Raw genomic sequence first — 24,322 nt, 5'->3', positions numbered from 1 at the left:
GCATCAGTATCGGTAAAGTTTTACGTACTTTAACTGAATCAACCTATGAAATTCAGCCTCAGCAAAGTCATTATGAATCTCTCGAAGTAGATGAGTTCTGGAATTTTGTTGGAAATAAAAAGAATAAACAATGGCTTATTTACGCCTATCATCGAGAAACAGGTGAAATTGTTGCTTATGTTTGGGGTAAACGAGATTTAGCTACAGTCTAACAATTGAAGACAAAGCTTAAACAATTAGATATTCACTACACCCGAATTGCAAGTGATCATTGGGACAGTTTCATCACTGCTTTTAAAAATGGTAAGCAAAGTATTGGTAAATTTTTTACTGTAGGTATTGAAGGCAATAATTGCAAAATAAGGCATAGAATTAGGCGTAGCTTCAGAAGAAGCTGTAATTTTTCAAAAAAGCTTGAAAACCATTTTAAAGCTTTTGATTTAGCCTTCTTTTCTTTTACATCAATAATGGCTTCATTTAAAGGCAGCATACTTTTTGAAGCACCACCAAAATTTTATGTTAAGTAGAGACTAAAAATGCCCTTGATTAAGGGCTTACAAGGGCATTTTGTATAAGGTGTATTATGTTAATTTTAGAATTTCTTCATTAGATAATTTTTGATAAGCTAAATCCATTAGGACTAATTAAGTAAATATGAGCAATTGGGTCAATGTCACACAGGATAAGTCTACAGGTATAGAACTAATTCATGCCCACTTCAAAGGCTTTGCATACGATCCTCATCTACACTCAAGTTATCTTATAGGGGTAACAGAGTTAGGACATCAACAATTCAATTGTAGAAAAAAAATTATTGATAGCTATCAAGGTCAAACTTTCATGCTTGAACCTGAAGAAGTTCATGATGGTAATGCACCAGATCCTCTCGGCTTCACTTATAAAATGATGCATTTAGATCCAGCATGGTTAAAAAAAAGCTATGAAGGAATATTTAATGAGCCTATCGAACTTGCTATCGAATCAACCCTACGTTCTGATCCTCAACTTTCACATTTGATACTTTCAACCTACAATATATTGAATAACAATGAATCTCAATTGATGAAAGATACGTATTTAGATCTTTTATTAGAAAACTTAAAGCAGAATAGGGAGGCTTTAAGGATGTAAATAAGATATGTGAAGGAATTTCTTTTCGGATTTCATTTATATAGATTTGAAGAATTCTGTAGTCTCGTTCCTGCAGTTTAATTACTCGGTACGAATATTCATTTTTGATTTTTGGCTTTTTTGATCGATCATCGAACTCATCATCTGTATTTGTAATAATTAAACTAAAACTATGATTCTGAATTGATTTTTTAATAGAGTTGGTTGTTAGTAGCATAAGCTCACCAATTCTAAGACCATAGTTGAGCATGAGATGTATGATCAGAAAGTTTCTGAGTTGTACATTTTTAGATCTAAAAGGATTTAATTCATTGTATTTATTAGAGTTACTTGGTGAAATGACTGAATACAATCCTTTAATCATTTCCTGATTCATGCTCTTAAAATTATGATTTATCTCACTTTTAATTGTCTTATTGGCTTTTGAAAAATTATTTATAATTTTTTTCTTTATTGTCATATATTTATTCAAGTTTTCTTTAATTTTTTGAATTTCCTTCAACGTAAGTTGTGGCTGTGATTGCATGCTTAAGTATTCATTAATCAAGAAGTTGTAAAACTTTAAGAAGGATCTAACTCTATGACCAATTGTTGTGTAATTAATATGTTCTGAATTGCTTAGCCGTATAAGATTACTTTCAAGTTTTTTATTATTTTCTAAGTAAACAATGAAATTATCAATTTCACATTGAATGATCTCAAAATTATAGGATGTCGAATAGAACGACTCACAAAAGGACGTGGCAAACTTTTCAAACCAAAATTCATACCAAAATTTTATTGCGATTAAATCTGCATGCTGCGTAGAGATACTTTGAAATCTAAGAAATTTCATGGTGTACAGCATAGGGTACATACATGGACAGAATGAATCTAAATCAAATAAAAGAATAATTTGATTTTCGTTTGAGACTTTCTTTTCTAAATGAATTGTTTTTAAAGCAAACATAGTAAAGTTTATGAATTATTCTTAAGGTCAACATATCATATTTTATGATTGAAATAGAAATTAGTTAAGTTATTGAATCTTAGTTCAAGAAAGAAAAATATGAAGTTATTGTTAGGTGTATCGGAATTGTCATAATTATAATTCTCAAAGGAGTAGAAAAGGCACTACCCCACAATTTTTTTCTCTCAAAATGTCATTCACTGTCATTTTTTTAGTGGCAAGTACCAGGTGCAATTCTTTTTTACGGTGTATTACACCGTAGATGTTTTGAGTGAGCTTAGCTGGCACCGTAAAAGTTTTGATCGACAAAATATCCAAACTCAAGTGGACTGTTAACCCATTTGCTAAACAAAACGTGAAACAACAAATTATTGTAGTCTATATATTTTTCATAATTGTTCACGATACCTAAGTTCAGCAAGTTTTTTTCAAACTCAATGCGTTCAATGGGTTCTGATTTCACAAATGCATGGATGGATGCTTTGATTACATGATAATTATAACTTTCTGATGAACATTGACGTTCACATGAAATAATTCCAGCTTCAATGAACAAATTAATATTACGCTGCCAAGAACGTCCGTGAATGTGGTAATTCAGGCAGTCACCAAGTTTTTGCAGATCTGACAATTTAAAGGATTTGTTTTGGCAAATTGCAAAATATGTAAATGTAAAATAACGATATGAAATATCTTTTTTTAATGTCTTAAACTTAGGATTGTCATAAAAGTTAACATTAGCATTCGTTCTATATATTTTAAGGAACAGCTCACCATACTTACTTAATCTATAATATTTAGCTGAACGACAAGTAGAACGCCCTAGATCCTCTATCATCCCTAATTGGACCCAATTTTTAATAAGACGCTGAATAGACCGAACGAGCCATTTAGACTTATACCCCTCTAATTCATCTATATAGGTGCCTTTCAGGAAGTGAATACTCAATGGTCGTGGGTGATGTTCTACAAACTGAGTGAACAGTCGATGTATAAATTTTATATCCAAAATTGTATTTAGATCCCTCATGATAAGTACTTTAAAACCATCTTAAAACCATCTTAAATCATTTCAACAAAACCCTTTAAACCTTTTAATTTTTTTTAAATTTAATATACTTAAAATCCTAATAATAGCTTAAAGGGTTTTAATTGTGCTAAAGCTAAAATGTATATCGATATTAGCAATGTCAATCATTACACAATCTATCTTTGCTGAAAATTCAGTAGTACTTGATGTTGGCCATTCACCAAAACAAGCTGGATCTACTGCAGCTAACGGCTATCCTGAATACACTTACAACCTAAGCATGGTCAATTCTATTGAATACTTTCTTAAATCGCGTCATGTCCAAGTGCTCAGATCTTCAGTGAATGAAGATAAAGTCTCACTGGTTCAACGTGCGACCAGATACCCTAATGCTAATCTTTTTATTTCGGTGCACCACGACTCAATACCTACTGAGCTGACCAAGTACAAGAATCAACTCAAGGGTTTTTCAATTTTTGTATCAAAGAAAAATCCAGAATACGGAAAAAGTTTGAAATGCGCCAATCTCATTGGCCAGAACCTAAAATCAATTGGTGAAAGCCCTTCTACTTACCATGGCATGAATATACCAGGTGAAAACAAAAAGCTTTTGACCTCAAATGGCGTATATCAATATGACAATCTAGTGGTCCTGAAGAAATCACAAAAGCCGGCGGTTTTAATTGAGATCGGCGTGATTGCCAATCCTGAAGAAGCAAATCGCTTATCTAATCAGAAAGTAATCTGGAAAATATCTGAAAATATTGCTCAGTCGATACAGCAATGTTTAAACCAATAAGGTGCATGCTGCAGTAATCAATATGCACCCCTCTAGAATTAGAATCTTATGCCGACCGTTTCACCATCATCATTGACCGCACCAGCATCATAAGTGTTATGCCATACGCCATTAATCATGACCAAGTGTGGCGCCCAAAATGACACTGTTTGAATATTATGCAAAACATCATCTGGCGTATCGAAACTAGAAGCACCTATATAGCGGAAGAACATCAAGTTTTCGCCTAGTTCTTCAATATACATTTCAGGATCAAAGTCATCCAAAAACTCTTTATCTTCACGTATCACTTCGTTTAACTCAGTTTCAACGAGTTTGAGTAAAGCGGTAGGCGTAGGTAAACCATCATAAGCCCATTCAGACTCTTTACCTTCAAGTTCCATCCCATCTTTAATATCAAATGCAGCGACATATCCAGTAAAGTAATTTTCAGCTTGCGAGAAGTTATTCGGCATGTCTTGATAGTATCCATCAAGTACGGTCTTAATCTTTGCCAAGGTTGCATCAATCGTACTTTGAATTGCACTTTCAGCACGTTCTTGAGCTGTACCTCTTTGCTTAGCTTGCCCCATGTGTACCCCCTGATTATTCACATTTTGACTAGTATTTTATTTCTAAAGCCTATTGTTTCAGCACTTTAAACCGATTCAGTATATACCAAAGGTTTGCTATTTATATTTCATATATACGATAAGTCTCAAATACTACAAATGGCTTGGTAGCTAAGTGATATAACATGTTTTTGTGCTTCAGGCTTTACAATGCTTTTCTCAGATTATCTAGACCAACATGCCGTTATTCTTGCGCTATGTTTGACAATCTGCATATCTTCAGTTGTGGTTTATACAAAGTATAGAACTCTACGCGCCGTTTATCTTACTGGTGCATCCCTATTCACTTTAACCGCCACAATATTTCTATCGATCGGATTTTATTTAACTACATTGGATGTATCTGCTTCAGATAGAAAGGAGATCCAAAGCATTATTTCTCAAGTGAGCCATGACAAAAATATCGCTTCAGCAATTGAACTCAATCAAAGAAATAACTATGAATTATTGGTTGCAGTATCTCAAAAGAAAAACCTTACCTACTCAGATCTAGGCAGTATTCAATATGGCCAAGTACGTGACACAGTAAATTTGACGAAATATTCTCAATACAAAACTTTGGTGAATGCTGAGTACTAATTTTTATTGTTGTTTGCGTTGTTCAAGAACGCTGATTTATGCACTACTCGTTGTTCTTCCTCATATCGTATCACTTCATGAGCCACGCAATATAGAGATATATTTCTTAGACATTGTTTCCATAAAAGTTCTGGATAGAGTTTTGTATAGGTCAGGAATGTTCTTTTCCCAAAACAACAATATTTCACCCTTCGTTTTGCATAATTTAAAATCATCGGTATTAGTGAGATCCTCTACCTGTTGGATCATCACTTCCCTTTCTTTTTCTTTGGCTTGTTTTTCTAAAACTTTTTGTTCCTTGATTTTGTCTTGTTCAGACCAAAAGTTCCTACTTTTCTCGCGTTTTTCACTGTCAGTAATGAACTTAACCAAGTGGAATAAATGTTCCATCCATTCATCCGTATGGGTTAAGCCAAGGATGCAACCATTTAGATTAAAGCCAACATTAACCAGGCCTATATCTGATGATGTTTTATTTCTGATATTCAAAATGACATCTTCATCCAGTTCATTTTCTGCAATGAATTTGTCTATATAGTGTTGGTACTCTGGAGATAGAAAACCGTCAAAGGTATATCGAACAACTTCTACCAGTAAAAAATTAACCCCGAAAAGTTCAATGTGTTTTTCAATCTCTTCAACAGGAATTTCCAACTGCATTGTAGATACGAGGCTTTCTACGTGGACCAGTGGCTTACCAATTTGCTGTAACTTTTCATAAAGCTCATTTGCATTCATGGGTTGGTTCAATCCGTTTTTATATTTTATTCAGCACAGCCAATGTCGCATTGAGCATATCGACTGAAACCTCTAATTTTTTTGCTAAACGGGCCATGTTGCCGTCATCAAGTATTCTTAATGCCTTATGTAATGAAGCATAGTTTTTTAGGTCTGAAAACTCTTCAATTTTTTCATTGATATAGACATCATCTAAACCAGCTTCTTCAAAACACTCAATTACAGATAAGCCAACATATGAAAGTTTCTGTTTTTTAACATCTGTAGTCTTAGCCATTACCGGTACCATCAAAAGTTAATTATTTCGATAGTTTACGATATATCTTTATAAGTACAAGAAGCGAATCAATTATTAATCTTGGTTCGCTCTGGCGCGTGGGTGTGCATCTTTGTAGGATTCAATCAACGTCTCGTGATCGACAAGAATATATACTTGAGTAGATGCAAGCGACTTATGGCCTAACATTTCCTGAACAGAACGAATGTCTTTTGTTTTGTTATACATATGCGATGCAAAGCTATGTCTTAAGGCATGTGTACTACCGATATTACCTGAGCCATGAGCTTTCAATAGCGCCGTCATACATGCGCCTAAATGGTTTTTAGCAATGTGCTTACCAGATGGTGCAATAAACAAATATCCGCAGTCTTCTACTCCAGCTTTAGAGATCCACTTATTACGAATCAAAAGCCATGTAGAAAGTGCTTCTAATGCTTTCTTTCCTAAAAATACAATACGTTCCCTGTTCCCTTTACCCAATACTTTGAGTTGCAAAGTACTGAGGCTAATGTCACTCAATTTGATGGCGTGTAATTCAGAAATACGCAAACCGCCAGAATATGCAATTTCTGCAGCTGCTAGATCTCTTAATTTTTGGTTGTTGTATTTAGGATTTAATGGAGCCTTGTTATCAAGGATCTCATTCAATGTGTCCACGGCGATTGGTCGCGGTAAGGAATTATTTTTGTACTTCACCTGAATATCAGTAAAGAAGTTTTCCAGTATGTATTTTCTTCGCAAGCAATAGCTCAGAAAATTTTTGATGCCAGATAAGTTTTTATTCAGTGTTCGTGCGGAAACAGCATCCACATCTGCCCGGTGTAATCGAAATAAAGAGATATATTCACGGTTGAGATCCAAGAGATGTTTGCCTTTAAAAAAAGGCATTTCCAACATCAAAAGTATGCACTTTTTGTATTCATTAATCGTCATGTCGGATTTGTTTTCAAGCTTCAGGCTATCAAGCCATTCTTGAATCAATTCTTCGTTCGTCATGCTATGCATGGATAGATTTTCCGACATATGATTACTTAAAGCTCTTGGATAGTTTTCTCTAGCTGAACCTGTTCATCAGCCTTACTTAATTTTATGACAATTTGCACAATATCCATATATTCTTTTACTGATATTTTGCCATCTGCTTTCGCTGCATCCACAATTTTGCGTAAAAATGGATTGTCTGCATATTTTTGGAATAAATTGAACGCTTTAAGGTCATTCAACGCTGCAGCATTAATTGAGTCATTTGAATGTTTAATGATGCAATTTTTCACCTGGTTTTCAGGTGTTTTGATGTAGGTCACTTCGGGCATAAATGGCTTGATTTTTGTCACCAATTCCACTTCATTAGAAGATAAGCAACTGTATATAATTTGCGATATAGGTTGTTTTGGACCACTGATACTCCACCCTTCCGTAACCATTAAAAATGGGATGTTTGAATATGGGTATTTGAATGCATCATCAACCAGATTATTAAATTCATATGCTGTCGATAGGTAGCGATCGGAAGAAAAAACATCGATATGCGACATATCATTCGGAATTTCTGAGCATCCTCCGACCATGATTACACTGGCAATTGATAGGAGAGCTTTTTTCATAGGTTCAACCTTAATTTGATTCGTGGAAAAAGTAACTTATAACTTTTGCTTAGGCTACGGTTAATAATTGTACAGAAGCAAAAAAAAATAGCGGTCGAGATAGACCGCTTGATGCATTAGAAATTAAATTTTTCAGTGTTGTACTTATAGATCTTATTAATATCAATGCGTTTACCTTGCATGGTTGTGATTGCAGTTGGTTGGAATTTGATTGCAAGATCTTTAATGTCTACGTCTTTCCATTCAGGCATGGTAGACGGTAAATCAATAGTACGGCGCTCTCTGGCACGGTTAGATGGAATCCAGTGGTTTAACTTAATCATTGAATCACCCAACAATGTACCTGTTTTGCGATCGACAATGCGAATATTCCCTTCTACCGAACGAATTTTTAAACCTGAAAAGTTATCTATGCCATAAGTAAAGGTATTTTGGTTTTTGCCATAAAAACGCACGGTGAACTGGTCACGCATGTAATAGTCATAATGTGCTTTTAATGCTTGGAGCATCGTTTCACGGTCTACAACTTTTTCAACCAGGCCATTATCAGTACGGAATGACTGGAGCTTTTTAAGTACCGGCTCTACATTTAATTGTTCGTCAGATACGTTCAGATTGGTCAGCGGATTACGTTGAGGATAGAAAATATCGTTTAAGTACGCTGTATGTTGAAGCAATATATACATCGCACGTTGCTGAGTATTCATTTGCTGGTAAAGGTGAGCTGTCGCTTTATAACGCTGATTTGAATTGTTTTCAAAATAGCTATCAGACAGTTTGTATTCGCTAATCTCAGGTGTAAGACCACCAGCAACAACATTAAAGCTTTTAGATGGCGTTAAAAGTCCTACATACGCTTCCTTAAAGTTCGGTGTTGGGGTAGTTTCATCCTCAAATGCGAAAGCTGTATGCGCTAATACAGTACCAAGGATACCCACCATCGCAGTTTTTAATAGTTTCATTCAGTATTCTCTGTATAACTTTAAAAAGGGTTTTAAGTTTGAAGCTATAATACTTTATTTTTGTGCATTTAAAAAACCACTATTTAAACTTAAAGTAAAAATAATAATATTCCTTAAACCTATTTAACGCCATTCGTTAAACTATCGCTTAATCTCATTAGTCTTTTAAAGGTCAGGTAGTTTTTTGGTAGTAGTTTAGAATTAAGCGTTAAATTTGAGCATTGATCTAAGTCAATTTGGGCATTTTGATCGATAGGAAAGAGTTGTCCTTGATATGCAAAACCAGTCGAATTTTTAGCGATCGACTCAATCAAAAATACACCGTATTTATCTTGTTCCGTGGCCACTGTATTTAAACCACCTAAGGATGTAATCAGGTTTTTAAAATATCCTGGTATTGCGTTCTTAGTGCGTAAGAATTCTATTTGATTTTCAAATGCTTTAGGTGTGAGACATAACATAAAAGCATTTTTCTTTTCTTCTGGCGTTTCAAATACCTTGCCATTGGTCCACGACAGGATATTCGGCTTGAATACATGCAGTACTTCAACCGATTTAAGAAGATCCGCTACATTTGTTTTATGTTGTTCATCGGCTTCAGGCACAAACTGATTTTTGGTATATACCGCAGTAGAAAACCACTCATAATCAATTAACTGATTATCGGCATCTAATGGTTCATACAGCAAATACACGGCGCTATCACGCTTAATGGCCAACAGTGGTGATACTGTATATTGTTCTGCAAACTGAGTGATTGCATCCAAGAGCTCACTTGATATGTTGAGTTTTTTGGCATTGAATTCATCGCAAATTAACAGTAATTCTTGAGTGAGTGTTGGTACCACGTTTAACGGCGAACCAGTCTTGCTCAGCATCTCGTTAATAGCATTCTCAATTGCCCCTTTTGTTAGGCTATTGATGAACTGCAGCTGCTCTAATGAGATCCCTTCATGATCCAAAGCCTGTATGACCAGATCAAAAGCATGACGAATTTTCTTCTCAAAATGGTTTGCGTACGATAATCCCCAAGCGTCAGAAAAAAATGAGACTGTTTGTTCTGTATAGCTGGTATTCATTAGGGTTTTGGCAAGTTGCGCGTTACCGATTAAGTCACTTTCATCTTCTAATTTTTTACGCAAGTACTTCTCAATACCTTGTTTGCGAACGTACTGGATCTTCTTCAGGTTTTGGCTTGATAGCCAAGTCTTATATTGCGATACAGCATATTGAATGTTCATATCGGCATATGCAGTAATACGGCAAGGCATACCATCAAAGAACGTTGGTAGAAGCCCCTGTAAGAGCTCTAAATCACAAAGAGTAGCATAGATAATGCCGTCAGCCACTTCAAGGTCTGTAATCTTCACTGAGAATGAGTGAATACCGACTCGAATCAGTATTAATTTATCGGCATTTAATAGCACCGCATCATAAGAACTTTCACTGGTGATATTGTTTGCTTTAACCCATTTTTCCCAATGGTTAGCGATATGGCCAGAAAGCGCTTCACGAGTATCGAAAGGTTGATCTAGATCTGCAGTTGCACTTATAAACGTATCTAAGCTAAACGCATATCGTAAAGGCTTTAGCTCGATATATGTCTTAATCGCTGTTGTATGCTGCTGAATACCATTAGTAATGCTTTGGAGCTTCAGTGCAAAGTTCAAAGCCTCAAGCTGGCGCACTTCATCATCACCGATCTGCTGAAACACCGATGTAGCATATGAAAAATTAGTTTGTTCGCCGTGAATATAACGTCTTTCTTGCCCAATCTGCAGATACAGATTTTTGGCATCAGATTGGACTAAATCCAGGTAATTTTGTGGTTGAAGATCCTGAGCAAGTTGCGTAAAAGGTATTTTAATTTTTGATACTTTAGGTGCTTTTTTGAAGCCTTCAATTGATGTCGGGAATTCAATAACATCTAAAATAAAATCTAGGTTTAAAGTTTTAACACCTATGATCAAATAGTTTTTATAAAAACGTCCAATCAGGTTATTAAAAAAACAAACTTGGGTTTTATGGTTTAGCATAAATATACCTTTATGAATCTTAAAGATCATCTTATAATACTAGTATAAGTTTTAATACTATTTATCATGTGGTATTTTTAACCAAAGACAAAACTTTTAGTGAGTTGTTTCATGACAGAATCAGTTGTACCAAATAATAGCGCTTCAGAGAACGCACAAATACCAGGTACGATCGGAACATCAGCCGTTGCAGAACACAAGGGCGATAGTTTTAACGGCACAAGCATCATCACGATTGGTCGAGTTGACTTAAGTAGTTCTATTGAGCCTCTATTTGTACCAGTCTCAACATTGTGGTCCATCACACCGGGTAATTATCCTTTAAGCGCAGAAAATATTAAAAACTGCACGGCAGTACGATTTGAGGGTGAAGAACTACTTACCCAAAACTTCGCATTAGGCTCAATTGTGGTTTATAAAATCAATGGTGTTTTAGGGAACCATGTAATTGTGGTCAGTGAGGATCGTGACGGCGGTAACGATAACCGTGCGATTTACTGCAATAGCTTCAATACAACATGTAATATCTTATCTCAGTACGGTATTGCCTTCGCTGAGCTATATCGCCGCAAAGTATTAGAGCTTGATCAAGTCCTCTATACCAACCTCAATAGATCCCTTTTACAATCTCACTATGCAGAAAATGAAACTGACGTTATTGATTTAGAGTGGAATACAAGGCACCACCCTACTCTATACGTTCATGCGTCAAACTTAGTTGCATCTGAAGAGCACGGTTTTGTGAAATATGATGGTCGTATGGCTGGTATTGGTACCTTTTCTACTAAATGTCTAACTGCAGACCGTAACGGCAACTTAATTAAACCTGAGCTGGCCTTCCTCAATAACATTATTGAAATTAATGTTACTGAAAAAGATGCGTTAGAGTTCTTGAATTGCTCTATTACGAATAACCGCTTCTTTTCGCAAATGGTTGATCAACTCAAAAGTGCTGGTCGTAAAGAATATGACTTCATCACGAACAACATTGATTTCTTCGCCGTACATGTGAAGCTTAACCTTGAAGAAGATCGTCCTAAAATTTCGCGAATGGTTTTAGCACCAGATTTACCAATTCTGGAAAACTATTTGTATAAGCAATACGATCCAATTTACCTTGGTGAAGCCGTTGACGACTTAATTCAGTAAAGTTTAAGGCTATACGGAATGAGTAATAAAACTTAAGTTTTAAGAAAAACTCGTATAGCAAGTTTATGTATATCTAAGGATGAGTTGAATGAATAAAAAGTGGAATTTACAGAAAGAGATAACATCTGTAAATTACTACCAATAATAGGTTGGTAGTATAAATGAATACTGTAATGAACAAGAAATCAGTGGATTTTATCTTTTGTGCAGCACTTCTTCTACTAGTCTTATTTTCAATCTATATGATTGTGGTGAGCAAAAAAACTTTGTTGATCGGTATGCCTTTTATTGCAACTCATTTTTTGTTTATAGGTCTGGCAAAATTCCAAATTGGTCCATTAGGCAAACGTCTTGCAAAAAAACACTTAAGTTATGAATTGTTGATAGTAGGCTCGTTCCTTACTTTCTTAGGTGCTTTGCTACATTACAAAATATTCTGAACTAAAGCCTACAATGTAGGCTTTTTTTATACCTGTTTAGTGATGTAAATATTCCTTACCTGTTTAGTGATTAAGGCGCTTTAAAATTCAATTGGATTTTATAAGTGTTCAAGACATCTGCTATTACAGTACCTTCAGGGATCTCAATCTTATCCCCTACTTTGTATGTGTTCACAAATTGCCAAAATACCGCTTTTTCTTGTGGATCTAAACGAGAAAGGATGTATAGATAAACAGCTTCAAGCTGTTGTTGGCTTGCATAGCTATCTACTGATACTACTGGCGTAGTTGCGAAGTTATAGTTCAATTCATCAAGAAGAGCTTCATATACAGTCGTACTTGCATACTTACTGTATTTACCCTTGTTTTCAGGAACCGTATAGCCGTGGTTGTAATTGATCATACGAGCAACGTAACTGGCCAATAGTTCCGAGTTTTTAGGGTTTTGCTGTAAATAGTCTTCCAGTTTGGATTTATCAGCTTCGTGCGCCGTTAAAACCACTTCCCCGTTATTAATAACATTCAAGTTAAGTTTAATGCTCTTAATTTTACGAGGCGGTTGTTCAAATTCCGCACCATTAAAGCGATGTTTAACATTGACATAGTATTGTTCAATTGCATTCGCTTTAACTAATGGAATTGGTGAAGATGATACAATTGGAGTTTGTGAGACTTTAACGGTTGTGTTATTGGCATAGAGGTGTGCTGATAGCGAGATTGAACCAATCAGTAAAGCTAAAGTACGTTTATTAAATACCATTTTAAACTTTTCCAGTGAAATAGTCGGTGTTATTTGTGAGAACCAGTTTTACTTCTTAAACTGGCTCTAAGCTGTCTTTACAAGATTATACTATTTTTAACATTGCATCACTAATAGTCCTTAAACATTTTTAGTTAATTCGTATCAATCACCGTTAAAACTATCTAATATGTTTAAGAAGTTTAAGCACCCTTTAAAATTTGTTGTGTATTAGGTTTATGGAAACGATTTTAAATTCCTTTTTGTTAAAGTCTATAATTTATTCATTATTGTTTTATATAGTGTATAAGTTAGTTTTTGCTTTATGTGGCGTATTTCGCAAACCTAAAACTAAAGCCAAAAAGAATTCAAAAAAAGGCTATCGTAAGCCTCAAAAGAATCAGGAGCTTGTATCTAAAAAAGTCCTTACAAAAGACGAGATTATAATGCTTGATGCACTAGAACAGGTCATTCCATCACGCAACATTTTGGTGCAAGTAAGCATGAGTGCTTTTATGACCACGCAAAACATAAGTACCCGAAATCAGTTTTCTAGGCTTTACGTGGACTATTTGATTGTTGATGAAGACTACAATCCTATATTATCTATTGAGCTTGATGGGCATTATCATAAATATACCCAGGATAAAGATAAAAGGCGTGACGAGCTTTTGAAGAGTGCTGGCATTCCTGTCATTAGGTTTAAGGAAATTCCAGACATAAAAGTTATAAGAAAAACCATTTCAAGGTATATTTAGGTATAAATACGATTAACTCTAATTGATTTTAATAATGTAAATGTGTAAAAATGGTTTTGTCGTAAGAGATATTTTGAATTAATTTTCAAATATATTTCTAAAGGTTTAATCATGAACAACTTAACTCGCAATACTGGAACTAATGACATGTTAAATGTATCAAAACCAGAAAATGTTGCTCAAATGTCACCCGTTGAACTTCAGAATTATATTGAAGAACTTCAACAACAACTAGTCGTTAAAGAAAATAAAGCTTTTCACGATGCTGTTAGTGCCATTAATGCAATCATTTCAGAAAAAATTACTGCCGATGGTGTTGTGGACATCCATACACTTAGTGAATATCTAAAAAACAACCACATTGATACCACAAAAGTTGAGCCTGTAAGACGTCAAAAACGTAAGCTAACGCATGAATGGGTTCACCGTGAAAACAACAGCTTACGTTGGGCTGGTCGCGGTCAAGTAATTAAATGGTTACGTGAAGAAATGATTGAAAAGGGTTTAGATCCTTCAGATAAAGAAGCTGTACGTAGTTATTGCGAACAAAATCTAGACCTTAAAGAGATTTAATCTTTAAAACTAGTGAAACCACCGTAAAAGGTGGTTTTTTTTTGCCATTATATAGTGTCGTTAAGCGATAGCCTAGTCTATTAGCTTTCAGCCGATAACAAGAAAATTTGCAATTGGTATATACTTAAACCGTTTTTATAAAGGTCACGTTATACAACGGACTAGTTTTAGTTAAATTTTGGTATATACATTATAAGTATATGTGACTATACCTTTGCTTATGTTTCGCTGGAGGCGATTAAATGTCATTCAAAACTCTATTATTAACTGGCTTATTATCTGTAGGTTTGGTTTTAGTTGGTTGTAGTAAAAAAGAAGAATCAACATCTCAATCAAAACCTATTCAACCAGATGAACAAATTGACAAAGTAGATCCATCTGCAGACCTACAAGCAGCGCGTGAAGCTTATGTCGATAATGAAAAACCTTCAAAAGTTGAGGGCCACGATTTTGATGCACATCAAAAAACTGCAGAACAAAATCCACCAAAAGAGGACGAGCCAAATGATATGTCTTCTATGCTGAACGCTGCAGCTGCAGATGCTCAAAAACAAGCAGATCAAAACAAATAACAGCACATAAGCTTGGTACATCTTTAAAGGGGATTCGTTATCCCCTTTTTTAATGCGCCTTTAAAATACTTTTTAAATTCCCTTATTAAAACTTAACTAAAACAGTGATTCATTTTAACTAAAAAAACTTTATACCCCACGACTTAGTTATAATTAACCAGTTAAAACGTAATTAGATAAATGCGTTAAGGAGTATTAAAAATGGCATATGAATATAACTCGCAAGATAAGCGGTTTGAATTCCCTAATCCCTACCGAATAGAAAACATTTTTAAAGTGATCGGTGCCATCGTTTTTATGCTGGCTGGCCTAAGCTTAATTTTCAGTGCAAAAGGTCTATTCAGTAACGGTGTATTTGTTGCACTACCACCGCTTATAGTTGGTCTAGCAATGTTCAGTTATGGCGCTCTACTGCTGACCACAGGCTTATCAAACCTAAAGTTCTACTTTGGTCGTGATCAACCAGCCGGACTTGCACAGGAGTTATCCATTCAAGAAACTGGTGCTTATCCTGGTGCAACCGATATTAAAGAGATCCTACGCCAAAGCGCTTTGATTTATGAAGAACCAAAAGGCTCAGTGAACGGGATTCTATATTCACTGTTCCCTAATCTTATTTTTTCGCCATTATTCATCCGTAACGCTGCAGAAGCTCAATTTCAAAATGCGATTGTTTTTCTGATTACCTTAGTGAGTGCTCTAATCGCGTATGTGGGTGCATCACCCAATACAGGTGCTTGGCTTGGGATTGTTTACAACGCCATTATTTTGATTGTTTTATTGCGTCCTATGGCTAATCCGAACTCAGGTGCACAAGAAATTGGTTTATCTAAAGTCATTGGTTTGGTTTTAGTCGCCATTCTTGGACCTGTATTGGTTCCTATCCTTACCCAACATGCAGTTGCACCTATTTGGTTGCCAAGCATGGATAAAGCAATTTTTACGTTAATTGCAGCGCTGATTGCGATTGCGATATTCTTCTTGGCCGTGATTGCTCAAATGGTAAAACAGCCACCACAAGCCAGTGCTGGAGTCGTTCAGGATAGTTTGAGTATGAATTGCCAACCAATGCAATTGTTTGATGAACTTGAACGCCATCTACAAAAGAATTGGGAAAGTGCTATTCCTAACAGAATCTATTCACGCCAGTTGCCAGTTATCAACTCTCGCAGTAAAAACGGTGCTTTTGAGGGTGAGATCTTAGAAGAAACTCAACCAGTGCCAATCAATACCCTTCGTGATATGACATTGAGCTCATGCTTCAAAGAAGAAAAGTATCGCTGGTTAGCCATCCTCAATAGTTTTGGATTGTTAAGTTTTATTGCTTCAGTCGTTTTAATGACTATTTTTGCCAAAGGTCTATATAACGGAAGCTATCTGGATTTTAGCGTCTTCACTTATGGTTTCTTTGGTGTATCGATGTGGATCTTAGGGAAGTTTTGTTTTGAGCACGGTAATTACCTATGGAGCCGTTTTGACTTTGTATCAAAACTAATATGGGTTGAGGCTAAAGGTAGCTATCAATTGTCTCAAATTAACTTTGGCCGTTACCTTGACGACAGCGTGAAATCACAAAAAGAAGTCATCAATGTTGAAACCATGACGTTACGTGTCTGGTACGCTGAAATTAGCACAACGACCTTCGGTAAATATCAAAACCGTGCGATCTTGAGCATGACTGCTTGTACTGATGATGCTGTTGTACTGAAAGAGCATTTAACCGACTTTGCCAAAAGCCAAAGCATTGTGGTTGCCCCAACGTCTGAAGCAGATATTAACCGCATGTCATCTATGAACCAGATGAATAGCGCAATTAATAAAAGCTCACCAAGAACACATGGTACACATCTTGGATTGATGAATAACCCTGAAACACACAGTCAGGATCTATCAGATCAAGTACCCGTGATCATCAAACCGAAAAAGAATATGTTTTGTGTGAAATGTGGTGAACCACTTCAGGACAATATGCTGTTTTGCCCTCAGTGTGGTACCAAAATAGAAAGTTAATCGTTAAAGAAAATAAAGGAATGGATTACGAATGTGGTCCATTTTTTTTGACATCAAAAAAATAATTAGAGTTCTAAAATTAAGAGTTTAATTGAGCGTTGACATATTCTTCGACAGAAAATCCCTTTACGCCAGTTTCTATAAGTGCATGCACAAAGTCTGAGAACGTCACTGGAATGTACCCTACTTTGAATAGTGCCTCATTCAACTCTTTGTACTTCAGAAAAACTTCTTCTTTATGTTTTTTCTTCAGCTTAAACGTGGACGGCAAATCTGCCACTTGCAGATCTTGAATTTTGGTTGGGTTGTTCATAGCGTACCCGGTTGCTTAAAAGTTGCGAATTTAAACTATTGTAATGTGAAAATTAAAAAATGCAGAATAAATCTGCATTTTATTGTTTCATTTTTTTAAGATCTATTTGATAAACAGATGCTTAAATTAGTATTCTCAACCAAAAGCCAATTAATAGCGGATTAACCAAAATCAATCCGTTTCTTATTAGTATGTTTAATGTGTTGCTACTGGCGTACCAAATGCATCAGGATGTTGTGGTTGTTCACCACCACTTTGTTGAGCTTGACCAGGTTGACCAGCTGGAGCAGTTGTCTTACGTGCAGCTAAGTCCTTCATGATGTCTTGACAAGACATGCCCCCTGTTTCGTATAAGTTGTACGCAACAGGATCTTTTTTAGGATCTGGCGGTACACACTCCAATTCAGGTTCACTAGCAGTTGCAGAATCGGCATTCATTTTGTCCAGTTCGGTAGTAATCAATGTCAGATCGATGTCACTTGGCGTAATTGGACGACTGCTGATCTGCAAGCGATAAGTCATAGACGGCGTTAGTAGCGCATATAGTTCGCGGATCTGATTGGCCATAAGCGCAGGATTTTTCATTACGATTTTTTGGCATAAGAAAAGGTGCACGTTGTTCGGGCTACAAACACTTCCTTTACGCTGACTTGTTTGTGGGTTTTGGGCATCCACTTTCAAGGGGTAGACTTCAATGTAAACTTCATACGGCGTATCTGGCTGAAATTGGAAGTTCTGCAAACTAGAAACGACAGTTGAATACGGTTCTGACGTATCTTGTGCATGACAGAATACTTGTGGTGCGTTACAGTCAAAGTTACGACTAATACGGTCGATAATTTTATTGCGCTGAGCAGCCAATTTCATACTTTCTTCTTTTACTCGTCTTGCAACTTCACTCTGCAGTCGAGCTTCAAGTTCAACATCGCTTTGTTGTGGACGTTCAACTTCGATGTTTTGATTGCCAAAAATAACCACAGCAAATAACAAAAAGAAAAGAACACCACCGCCAATCAAGATTAGCTTTTTATGCTTAGCAAAAAAGTTTTCATCAATGTTTACTTTTTTGCCCTTCTTTGCTGTCTTGGCTGGCTGTTCAGGCTCACTTACATGTTCATCATCGGGTTGGATTTTGATCGCTTCTTCAGCTTCCTTCCCGATGTTGTCCATATCATCTGGTTCGTGATTACTCATTTATTCACCTATTCAATTATTTACTTGATTTAGCTTTTCTAGAGGTCGATTTAGACTTGGCTTTCTTTTTGCCACGTTGAACTGGCTCACCGTTGTTGTCGTATCCACTTGCACCACAGCTAAAGCAATCCCATTTATACTTACGTTCACCACGTAAATTAAATGCAGACTGAATCATGGTCTGGCCACACTCAAAACACTTGGCTTCGTTGCCAGTGCGAGATTTTGTAAGTTGGGTATCTGGTGATCCATCTGGCAATATGTCGAAATAACGTTTACATGATGCAGCTTCACAACTGTATCGCTCTTCGTAAACACCAGGTTCTTTGCGGTACTTGGTATGTACAAGAGGCTTTTTACAGATACATGGATACTCTGTTTTGGTCACTTGGAATCTTGGCTCGTAGTTAGGACTACCATCAGGGAACACCTCTAATGGACCCGACTTACATTTTTTGCCTTTCAGGTTTGGATTGGATTTTTCACAAGAAAAGAAGTGATACGGCTTACCTGAAGAAGTTGAAATACCTTTTAACTCACGCAACCAACCGCCACACCCTTCAAGCTGACATTTGTATGTATGGTTACGGCGATATTCGTCAAAATCAGGAACCAAGTTACCGCTTTCGTCATTTGTAGAACGGTATGTTTCTTTACAGGTGCCATCTACGAACGCACGTTGAGAGCACTCAAAAAATACAGATTTATCAGTTGTTACCTGAGTCAGTGTTTTGCCACATAAACATAAATGAGCAGTTGACTCACGTACAGTTGGCTTACCCGGTTCATCTTTACCATCAACATTTCTGTTTGGCGCTGAACTTTTGCATGAATTACATGACCAGTAGACCGATGTTGTTTTGTCGCGATTGGTACCGATTTTCGGCAACATGCGTCCGTCATCACAGTTATTACATTTGTAGACAGGGAATGAATCAAGCCAATGTTTTGAGAACTGTCCTAATTCACTTTCAATCCCTAAATGGAACTTTTGGAGTTCTTGTTTGTAATCGGCATCACCAGTAGCGATTAGATCCAGTGTTTCTTCAATTTCTTTAGTGTAAAGTGGATCTGCAAAACTAAACTTACCTCTAATGTTTTGAATCAAGTTCAATCCATGCGGTGTAACTTCAATTTTCTTTTTAACAAGCTTGATATAGCCGTGCTTGATTAAACGTTCAAAGATTGATTGGTAAGTACTAGGACGACCAATTCCTTTTTTCTCAAGTAATTTGACTAATGATGGTACGGTGTAGCGTGAACGTGGTTTGGTTTTGGTCGCGATAACTTTACCAGCAATAACATTGTGGTTTTGACCGACTTCAATATCCATAGGTAGCGTATGTTCAGGTTCTTTTTCTGAATCTTCTTCACCGTCCACGTATTCAAGTGCATTTTCATCAATACTGTAGGTCTTTAATAAACCCAACCAGCCATCTTCTTTTAAGATACGGCTAGAAGCTTTGAATTCAGCATCTTTAGTAATGCTTTCACCATCTACATTGAGCGTGACATCTTTATAGACACCTACAACGGATTTAACTTCGTATTCAGCTGGAGCCATTTGCGATGCAACAGTACGCAACCAGATTAGACGGTATAGATCCTTTTGAACTTGGTCCTCACCAGCTTCAAAGGTAAAGAAGTCACTAGGACGAATACATTCATGTGCTTCTTGAGCACCATCGCGAGATTTGGCTTTATTGCCGATAATCGCAATGCCCTCTCTCTCACCAAAAGCTTCTAGAGCTTGCATCCCCTCAGGCGAAATTACAGCAGCATCAGTACGATGGTAAGTGATATAACCACCTTCATATAACTTTTGCGCTGCTTCCATAGTTTGTTTTAGATCCAAACCAAGACGCGCTGCAGCTGCAGCTTGCAGATCAACAGTAATAAACGGCGCTGGAGCACTACGGAAAGATGGCTTAGTTTCAACACTGGTAATGGTTAATTCTTTTTTATCAATTACGTTTTGTAGACGGGTAATTGAAGCTTTATCTAACCACTGGTTATTGTGCACATCCTTCATTTCAGGATTAAGCCACTTAGAAAAATCCCATTTCGCAGCCCAACCTTGTTTTAGAGTTACTTCAAGATTGTAATGTTCATGTGATTTGAAGTTTTTCAGTAGATCTTCTAAATCACCAAGCACAACGAGTACGGCAGATTGAACACGGCCAACAGGAAATTTGCCTTTTAAAATATTTGAAATTGGCTCATACAAGTAAAAACCAATCATACGGTCAAGGAAACGGCGTGTTTCTTGAGATGCCACCATACCTTGATCCAGCTCTTCACCATTTTGAAGTGCATTAGCGATCGTACTTTTATCAATAGCGTTATATTTGACGCGAATATACTGATCGTCAGATAAGTTCAGGATACGTTTTAAGTGATATGCAATGGCTTCACCTTCACGGTCCAAGTCAGTTGCGAGGAAAACCGTATCTGCATTTTTAGCAGCCTGTCTTAATTCTTGAACAACGCGTGTTTTATTTTGAGATATTTCGTATTTAGGAACAAAGGCTGGATATGAAAAACCGATCTCATGATTAGGTAAATCACATACATGGCCAACTGAAGCGCGTACAACGAATTCGTGCGGATACAGGTCATCCAAGATATGTTGAATTTTTTCGACCTTTCCGGGTGACTCTACTATGAACAAACTACTCATTAAAATTCATCCAATTTTTAACTTTCTTTAGTAATAATTACTGAAGTTAATCTAGTAATGGTTTAAGTATATACAATTTTAAAATGTTTAAATAGGTTTAAGGGTTGATAAACAAACACTTTTAAGGGCTTATTTCTTAATCTTTAGTTGGATGAACATTTCAAGTGGTTAAATTACTTCCTGTTTTCAATAATCTACGCGCAAAAAGACAACAATATTTATCTAAAATTATGGGAAAAAACGGCTTAATTGTTTGAAAATGCACTGTTTAACTGTCACAAATTAAAATTCCAAAAATATTATTTAACGAATTAATGTTGTACTATAAAGGTATCGTTTGTTTTAAGCTAAAACCATGATTAAAAAACTTATAGTTTTAAGCACCTCATTGTTAATCATCGGGTGTTCGTCTACGCCACAAGAGAAACGCTTAGATCAATACCTTGAAGATACGAAAACTGATGCAAAGGAACGTAGTATTGACTGGTATTACAAACATGATTACGAGCGTAGTAATGTTTTAAATATTTGTTATTCCATTTATATAGATTCTGCTAAGAAAGCTGGTTATTACAGCGATGATGTTAGTGATGGCCGAGAAAAGTATTTAGACGATAGCGTACAAAAAGAAATGTACGCCTCAAATGACGAATGCAATAAGGCATATAAGGCTCAGGATATTCTAGATAACTTTGTTGCAAGCAATAGCCTTCCACAAGAGTCTTATGAAGACAAGTTAGATCCACAACAAGAACCAAATTCAACACCTGAAGTACCAGAAGTGTCACCTGAAGCACCAGCAAATGAACCAGTCGCCACAAAACCACCAACACTGGAGGAATTAACCAATGCGAATCCGCAATAATGCGCTCATATGCCCAGGCCAATTTTTGATTCGATCTGCATTCTTTTTGCCCTAGCCATTTTACCTATAATAATTATTGGTATTGGCATACAGCTCAAAGAGAATTACGAGCGTAAGAAGCTCACTCAAAGCTATATGGATCAGCACTAAACAAATCCAATAGGCAATAAAAAAGCAGCGAAATCGCTGCTTTTTTTATTTCTAATGAAGTTTACGAATAGGTTGAGTATAGGGGGAATCTTCTACTCGATGCACATGCATTGAATTGGTAATGTTCATTAAAGGTGAATTACTAGCCACTGAATGAGTCGTTGATGCTTTATGTGTGCGGTAGTTATTCAAAAACTGATCTACTACTGGCACATTGTTAGGCAATATTCCGATTTCGCGGTTAGTAATTTTAATCGTTTCTATTTGGTCTACATGGCTCATAACTAAGTCCACTACAATGATTAAAACTATGAGCATAATTATAGCTTAAAATTGAAGAAATTCCATTTTGGGATTTAATATTTGGTTTTTTTATGCACAGGTTTTTGTGGATAGTAGTGGGTATAAACGGCTAAGTTGCTGATTATTTAAGCTTTTAACATTGATTAAAAATTAATCAAAATAACGAAAAATAGAGTAAAATATGGAGAAATATAGCAGAAGCTATAGAAGAAAAAACAGGAAATGTCAAAAAAAGGGCAAAAAAAAACTATTAGAACAATCTCAGTCTAATAGTTTATTAAATAGGGTAATATCCCTTGATTCGTAATATAACCGATCTCTAATAAGTTTTAAAGCTTTTTTAATCATATTCACGGAAATTCCACAAACTATTATCTCATGCTGAACAAAAGTAATGATTAAGCCCTATACTCAGCTCTACCCTGATATATTGCAGATTAGTTAAACTGTTGTTTAGAAATCGCAAACAATATGATGTTATATTTGAGCAAGGTTAGAATTATGTATGAAATGTGAATGCTTTAAAAACTGATATATATTATCAACTTTTTAGAGTTTTACGCCTTATAGAATACATACAACTTGTTAGAATGCCTTATACTAATTAGCCACCCTCACACACCTTTTATGGAAGACCAGTATAGTGAAAGATTCAATCTTTGCTGATGTTATATCAAAGTTGAATGCGGAAGTTTTTACGCAAAAAGCTGGTCGCTTATACCCTCCTGTCAGTCAATTATTGGCACTGGAGAAAAAGTTAGCATTATGTACAGCATCATTGGTTAAAAGCGAAGACATTCCAGACTATAAACAGCTAGAACGCCTGTTTTGGGATAACGTAAATCATACCTATGGCACTGGTTATTTTGCGGAGATTCCTAAGTGGGGTTCCAACATCTTTATCCCATTACAGGTATGGGAAAGTGTGTTACAGCCTTATGCATTGTTCTATAAAAATATGAACCCTGAGTTTAACTTTTATGACTTTGCATTTACGACTGCAGCGTTGAGCGCTTGGCGGTACAGCCAACCCGTGCTAAAGCTTGAAAATGATGTATATCGCACCCTATTGAATGATGAAAACGGTCGCTATGTCGATGGTCATTTGCTGAATTACTACTTTCAGTGGACCAACTTTATTCATACACCAGGTCTAGGACACAACGACAAACCTTTATATGGTTTTTTCGCGCATCAAAACGAAGTTTTGTTTAACGGCAACAACGTTAAAGTATTGATCATTGTGTTTTGCTATGAAGATACTGAAGCCAACATATCTGATGAAGATGCTTTAAGCTTAACCTCTAATTGGGGTGACTATGTGGTTTTAGAGTATCGCACGGATACTATTAAAACTATTAAAGATAGTTTGATTGGTACCAACCTTAAAAGTAGTCCTGAGCTATTAATCTTACTTGGTAAAATGCTTAGCTTATTTAATTTCTCTATTCATCCTAAAACTGACATCTACAATCACCGTGGCTACCTGATGCAACCCACGTATAACGATACGATTGATTCATTTCTCAGTAGTTATAGAAAGCACAAAGGTATGCCAGTACGCCGTGGCGTAGGTATATCACCCTCTAGCAATCAACGCCGTGAAGTCCTCTATCATGTCCACGCACCAAGCTGTCCACGCCTGTTTGATACTGGTCTGAACAGTGGTTTTGTGTCGCGCATGCACAAGAGTAGCCATATCGCTAATGACCATTTTAATACACTACATTGGCTTAAAACTGATACCGGCTTAAAACTAATTTCAGGTAGTTTATATACTCAAGAAACCGAAACTAAACTTATTAAATCAATTCAAAATTACTTTTACGGTAATAATACTTAAAGGTTTTCATTCTT

23 protein-coding genes and 2 pseudogenes are annotated in these 24,322 nt (G+C 36.1%); 12 read left to right on the top strand and 13 right to left on the bottom strand.

From position 1 onward, the window contains the following. Positions 1–481 (top strand): annotated as a pseudogene (locus AC13CK_RS04105) (IS1-like element ISAba3 family transposase); the annotation flags it as partial. Between the two features lie 173 nt (positions 482–654). Further along, a complete protein-coding gene (locus tag AC13CK_RS04100; protein WP_074163966.1) occupies positions 655–1,131 on the top strand; it encodes an AraC family ligand binding domain-containing protein in 477 nt (158 codons plus the stop codon). Here the strand turns inward: AC13CK_RS04100 and AC13CK_RS04095 are convergent. Further along, a pseudogene (locus tag AC13CK_RS04095) lies at positions 1,094–2,080 on the bottom strand (site-specific integrase); the annotation flags it as partial. The gene AC13CK_RS04100 and the pseudogene AC13CK_RS04095 sit on opposite strands and share 38 nt — an antisense overlap. Positions 2,081–2,357: 277 nt before the next feature. Continuing rightward, positions 2,358–3,110, bottom strand: coding sequence for a hypothetical protein (locus tag AC13CK_RS04090; RefSeq protein ID WP_191102581.1), 753 nt, complete (start codon positions 3,108–3,110; stop codon positions 2,358–2,360). A gap of 157 nt (positions 3,111–3,267) precedes the next feature. Here AC13CK_RS04090 and AC13CK_RS04085 point away from each other — a divergent pair, with 157 nt between their 5' ends. Continuing rightward, positions 3,268–3,909, top strand: a complete 642-nt coding sequence (locus tag AC13CK_RS04085) for an N-acetylmuramoyl-L-alanine amidase family protein (RefSeq protein ID WP_024160906.1) — start codon at positions 3,268–3,270, stop codon at positions 3,907–3,909. A gap of 38 nt (positions 3,910–3,947) precedes the next feature. Here AC13CK_RS04085 and AC13CK_RS04080 read toward each other — a convergent pair whose 3' ends face one another. Beyond that, positions 3,948–4,481 (bottom strand): hypothetical protein, encoded by a 534-nt coding sequence (locus AC13CK_RS04080; RefSeq protein ID WP_043041555.1) that lies wholly within the window; start codon positions 4,479–4,481, stop codon positions 3,948–3,950. A 189-nt stretch (positions 4,482–4,670) separates the two neighbouring features. Here AC13CK_RS04080 and AC13CK_RS04075 point away from each other — a divergent pair, with 189 nt between their 5' ends. After that, positions 4,671–5,099 (top strand): hypothetical protein, encoded by a 429-nt coding sequence (locus AC13CK_RS04075; protein ID WP_482830979.1) that lies wholly within the window; start codon positions 4,671–4,673, stop codon positions 5,097–5,099. A gap of 75 nt (positions 5,100–5,174) precedes the next feature. On the opposite strand, the gene AC13CK_RS04070 is transcribed toward AC13CK_RS04075, so the two are convergent. The 6 genes from AC13CK_RS04070 to AC13CK_RS04045 all read right to left on the bottom strand — a co-directional run bounded on the left by AC13CK_RS04070 (position 5,175) and on the right by AC13CK_RS04045 (position 10,719). After that, positions 5,175–5,837: a hypothetical protein gene (locus tag AC13CK_RS04070; protein ID WP_228286912.1), complete on the bottom strand. Its 663-nt coding sequence runs from the start codon at positions 5,835–5,837 to the stop codon at positions 5,175–5,177. A 19-nt stretch (positions 5,838–5,856) separates the two neighbouring features. Beyond that, on the bottom strand, positions 5,857–6,114 hold the full coding sequence (locus AC13CK_RS04065) for a hypothetical protein (RefSeq protein WP_121532423.1): 258 nt from the start codon (positions 6,112–6,114) through the stop codon (positions 5,857–5,859). A gap of 75 nt (positions 6,115–6,189) precedes the next feature. Next, a complete protein-coding gene (locus tag AC13CK_RS04060; RefSeq protein ID WP_121532425.1) occupies positions 6,190–7,122 on the bottom strand; it encodes a tyrosine-type recombinase/integrase in 933 nt (310 codons plus the stop codon). A 26-nt stretch (positions 7,123–7,148) separates the two neighbouring features. Next, positions 7,149–7,721, bottom strand: a complete 573-nt coding sequence (locus tag AC13CK_RS04055) for a hypothetical protein (RefSeq protein WP_121532427.1) — start codon at positions 7,719–7,721, stop codon at positions 7,149–7,151. Positions 7,722–7,837: 116 nt separating this feature from the next. After that, the gene (locus AC13CK_RS04050) at positions 7,838–8,683 is read right to left on the bottom strand and encodes a hypothetical protein (protein WP_121532429.1); all 846 of its coding nucleotides are present in this window, start codon (positions 8,681–8,683) and stop codon (positions 7,838–7,840) included. Between the two features lie 119 nt (positions 8,684–8,802). Next, a complete protein-coding gene (locus AC13CK_RS04045) occupies positions 8,803–10,719 on the bottom strand; it encodes a hypothetical protein (protein WP_482830977.1) in 1,917 nt (638 codons plus the stop codon). Positions 10,720–10,830: 111 nt separating this feature from the next. Here AC13CK_RS04045 and AC13CK_RS04040 point away from each other — a divergent pair, with 111 nt between their 5' ends. Then, entirely contained in the window at positions 10,831–11,868 is a 1,038-nt protein-coding gene (locus AC13CK_RS04040) for a hypothetical protein (RefSeq protein ID WP_482830976.1), read from the top strand. A 161-nt stretch (positions 11,869–12,029) separates the two neighbouring features. After that, positions 12,030–12,308 carry a hypothetical protein gene (locus AC13CK_RS04035; protein WP_212515825.1) on the top strand — a complete coding sequence of 93 codons (279 nt, stop codon included), beginning with the start codon at positions 12,030–12,032 and terminating at the stop codon, positions 12,306–12,308. A gap of 70 nt (positions 12,309–12,378) precedes the next feature. On the opposite strand, the gene AC13CK_RS04030 is transcribed toward AC13CK_RS04035, so the two are convergent. Further along, entirely contained in the window at positions 12,379–13,068 is a 690-nt protein-coding gene (locus AC13CK_RS04030; protein ID WP_482830975.1) for a hypothetical protein, read from the bottom strand. Positions 13,069–13,286: 218 nt separating this feature from the next. On the opposite strand from AC13CK_RS04030, the gene AC13CK_RS04025 reads away from it, so the two are divergent. The 4 genes from AC13CK_RS04025 to AC13CK_RS04010 all read left to right on the top strand — a co-directional run bounded on the left by AC13CK_RS04025 (position 13,287) and on the right by AC13CK_RS04010 (position 16,960). Next, complete coding sequence (locus tag AC13CK_RS04025; RefSeq protein ID WP_111937066.1) at positions 13,287–13,805, top strand: DUF2726 domain-containing protein; 519 nt, start codon at positions 13,287–13,289, stop codon at positions 13,803–13,805. Between the two features lie 111 nt (positions 13,806–13,916). Further along, complete coding sequence (locus tag AC13CK_RS04020; RefSeq protein ID WP_038350047.1) at positions 13,917–14,378, top strand: H-NS histone family protein; 462 nt, start codon at positions 13,917–13,919, stop codon at positions 14,376–14,378. Between the two features lie 242 nt (positions 14,379–14,620). Then, positions 14,621–14,950 (top strand): hypothetical protein, encoded by a 330-nt coding sequence (locus tag AC13CK_RS04015; protein WP_038350046.1) that lies wholly within the window; start codon positions 14,621–14,623, stop codon positions 14,948–14,950. A gap of 201 nt (positions 14,951–15,151) precedes the next feature. Next, positions 15,152–16,960 carry a zinc ribbon domain-containing protein gene (locus AC13CK_RS04010; protein ID WP_348887255.1) on the top strand — a complete coding sequence of 603 codons (1,809 nt, stop codon included), beginning with the start codon at positions 15,152–15,154 and terminating at the stop codon, positions 16,958–16,960. Positions 16,961–17,039: 79 nt separating this feature from the next. Here the strand turns inward: AC13CK_RS04010 and AC13CK_RS04005 are convergent, their stop codons facing one another. The 3 genes from AC13CK_RS04005 to AC13CK_RS03995 all read right to left on the bottom strand — a co-directional run bounded on the left by AC13CK_RS04005 (position 17,040) and on the right by AC13CK_RS03995 (position 21,147). Next, a complete protein-coding gene (locus AC13CK_RS04005; protein ID WP_005028471.1) occupies positions 17,040–17,273 on the bottom strand; it encodes a hypothetical protein in 234 nt (77 codons plus the stop codon). 195 nt (positions 17,274–17,468) lie between these two features. After that, on the bottom strand, positions 17,469–18,467 hold the full coding sequence (locus tag AC13CK_RS04000; protein WP_043041428.1) for a hypothetical protein: 999 nt from the start codon (positions 18,465–18,467) through the stop codon (positions 17,469–17,471). Positions 18,468–18,483: 16 nt separating this feature from the next. Continuing rightward, positions 18,484–21,147 carry a type IA DNA topoisomerase gene (locus AC13CK_RS03995; RefSeq protein WP_482830974.1) on the bottom strand — a complete coding sequence of 888 codons (2,664 nt, stop codon included), beginning with the start codon at positions 21,145–21,147 and terminating at the stop codon, positions 18,484–18,486. Positions 21,148–21,502: 355 nt separating this feature from the next. Here AC13CK_RS03995 and AC13CK_RS03990 point away from each other — a divergent pair, with 355 nt between their 5' ends. Next, positions 21,503–22,012, top strand: a complete 510-nt coding sequence (locus AC13CK_RS03990; protein ID WP_043041426.1) for a hypothetical protein — start codon at positions 21,503–21,505, stop codon at positions 22,010–22,012. Between the two features lie 1,096 nt (positions 22,013–23,108). Continuing rightward, complete coding sequence (locus AC13CK_RS03985; protein WP_482830972.1) at positions 23,109–24,308, top strand: AcrVA2 family anti-CRISPR protein; 1,200 nt, start codon at positions 23,109–23,111, stop codon at positions 24,306–24,308. The last annotated feature ends 14 nt before the right edge of the window (positions 24,309–24,322 follow it).

The organism is Acinetobacter sp. L-24, from assembly GCF_056857555.1.
The sequence above is the reverse complement of the archived record's forward strand: the minus strand, read 5'-3'. Positions and strand labels throughout refer to the sequence as shown.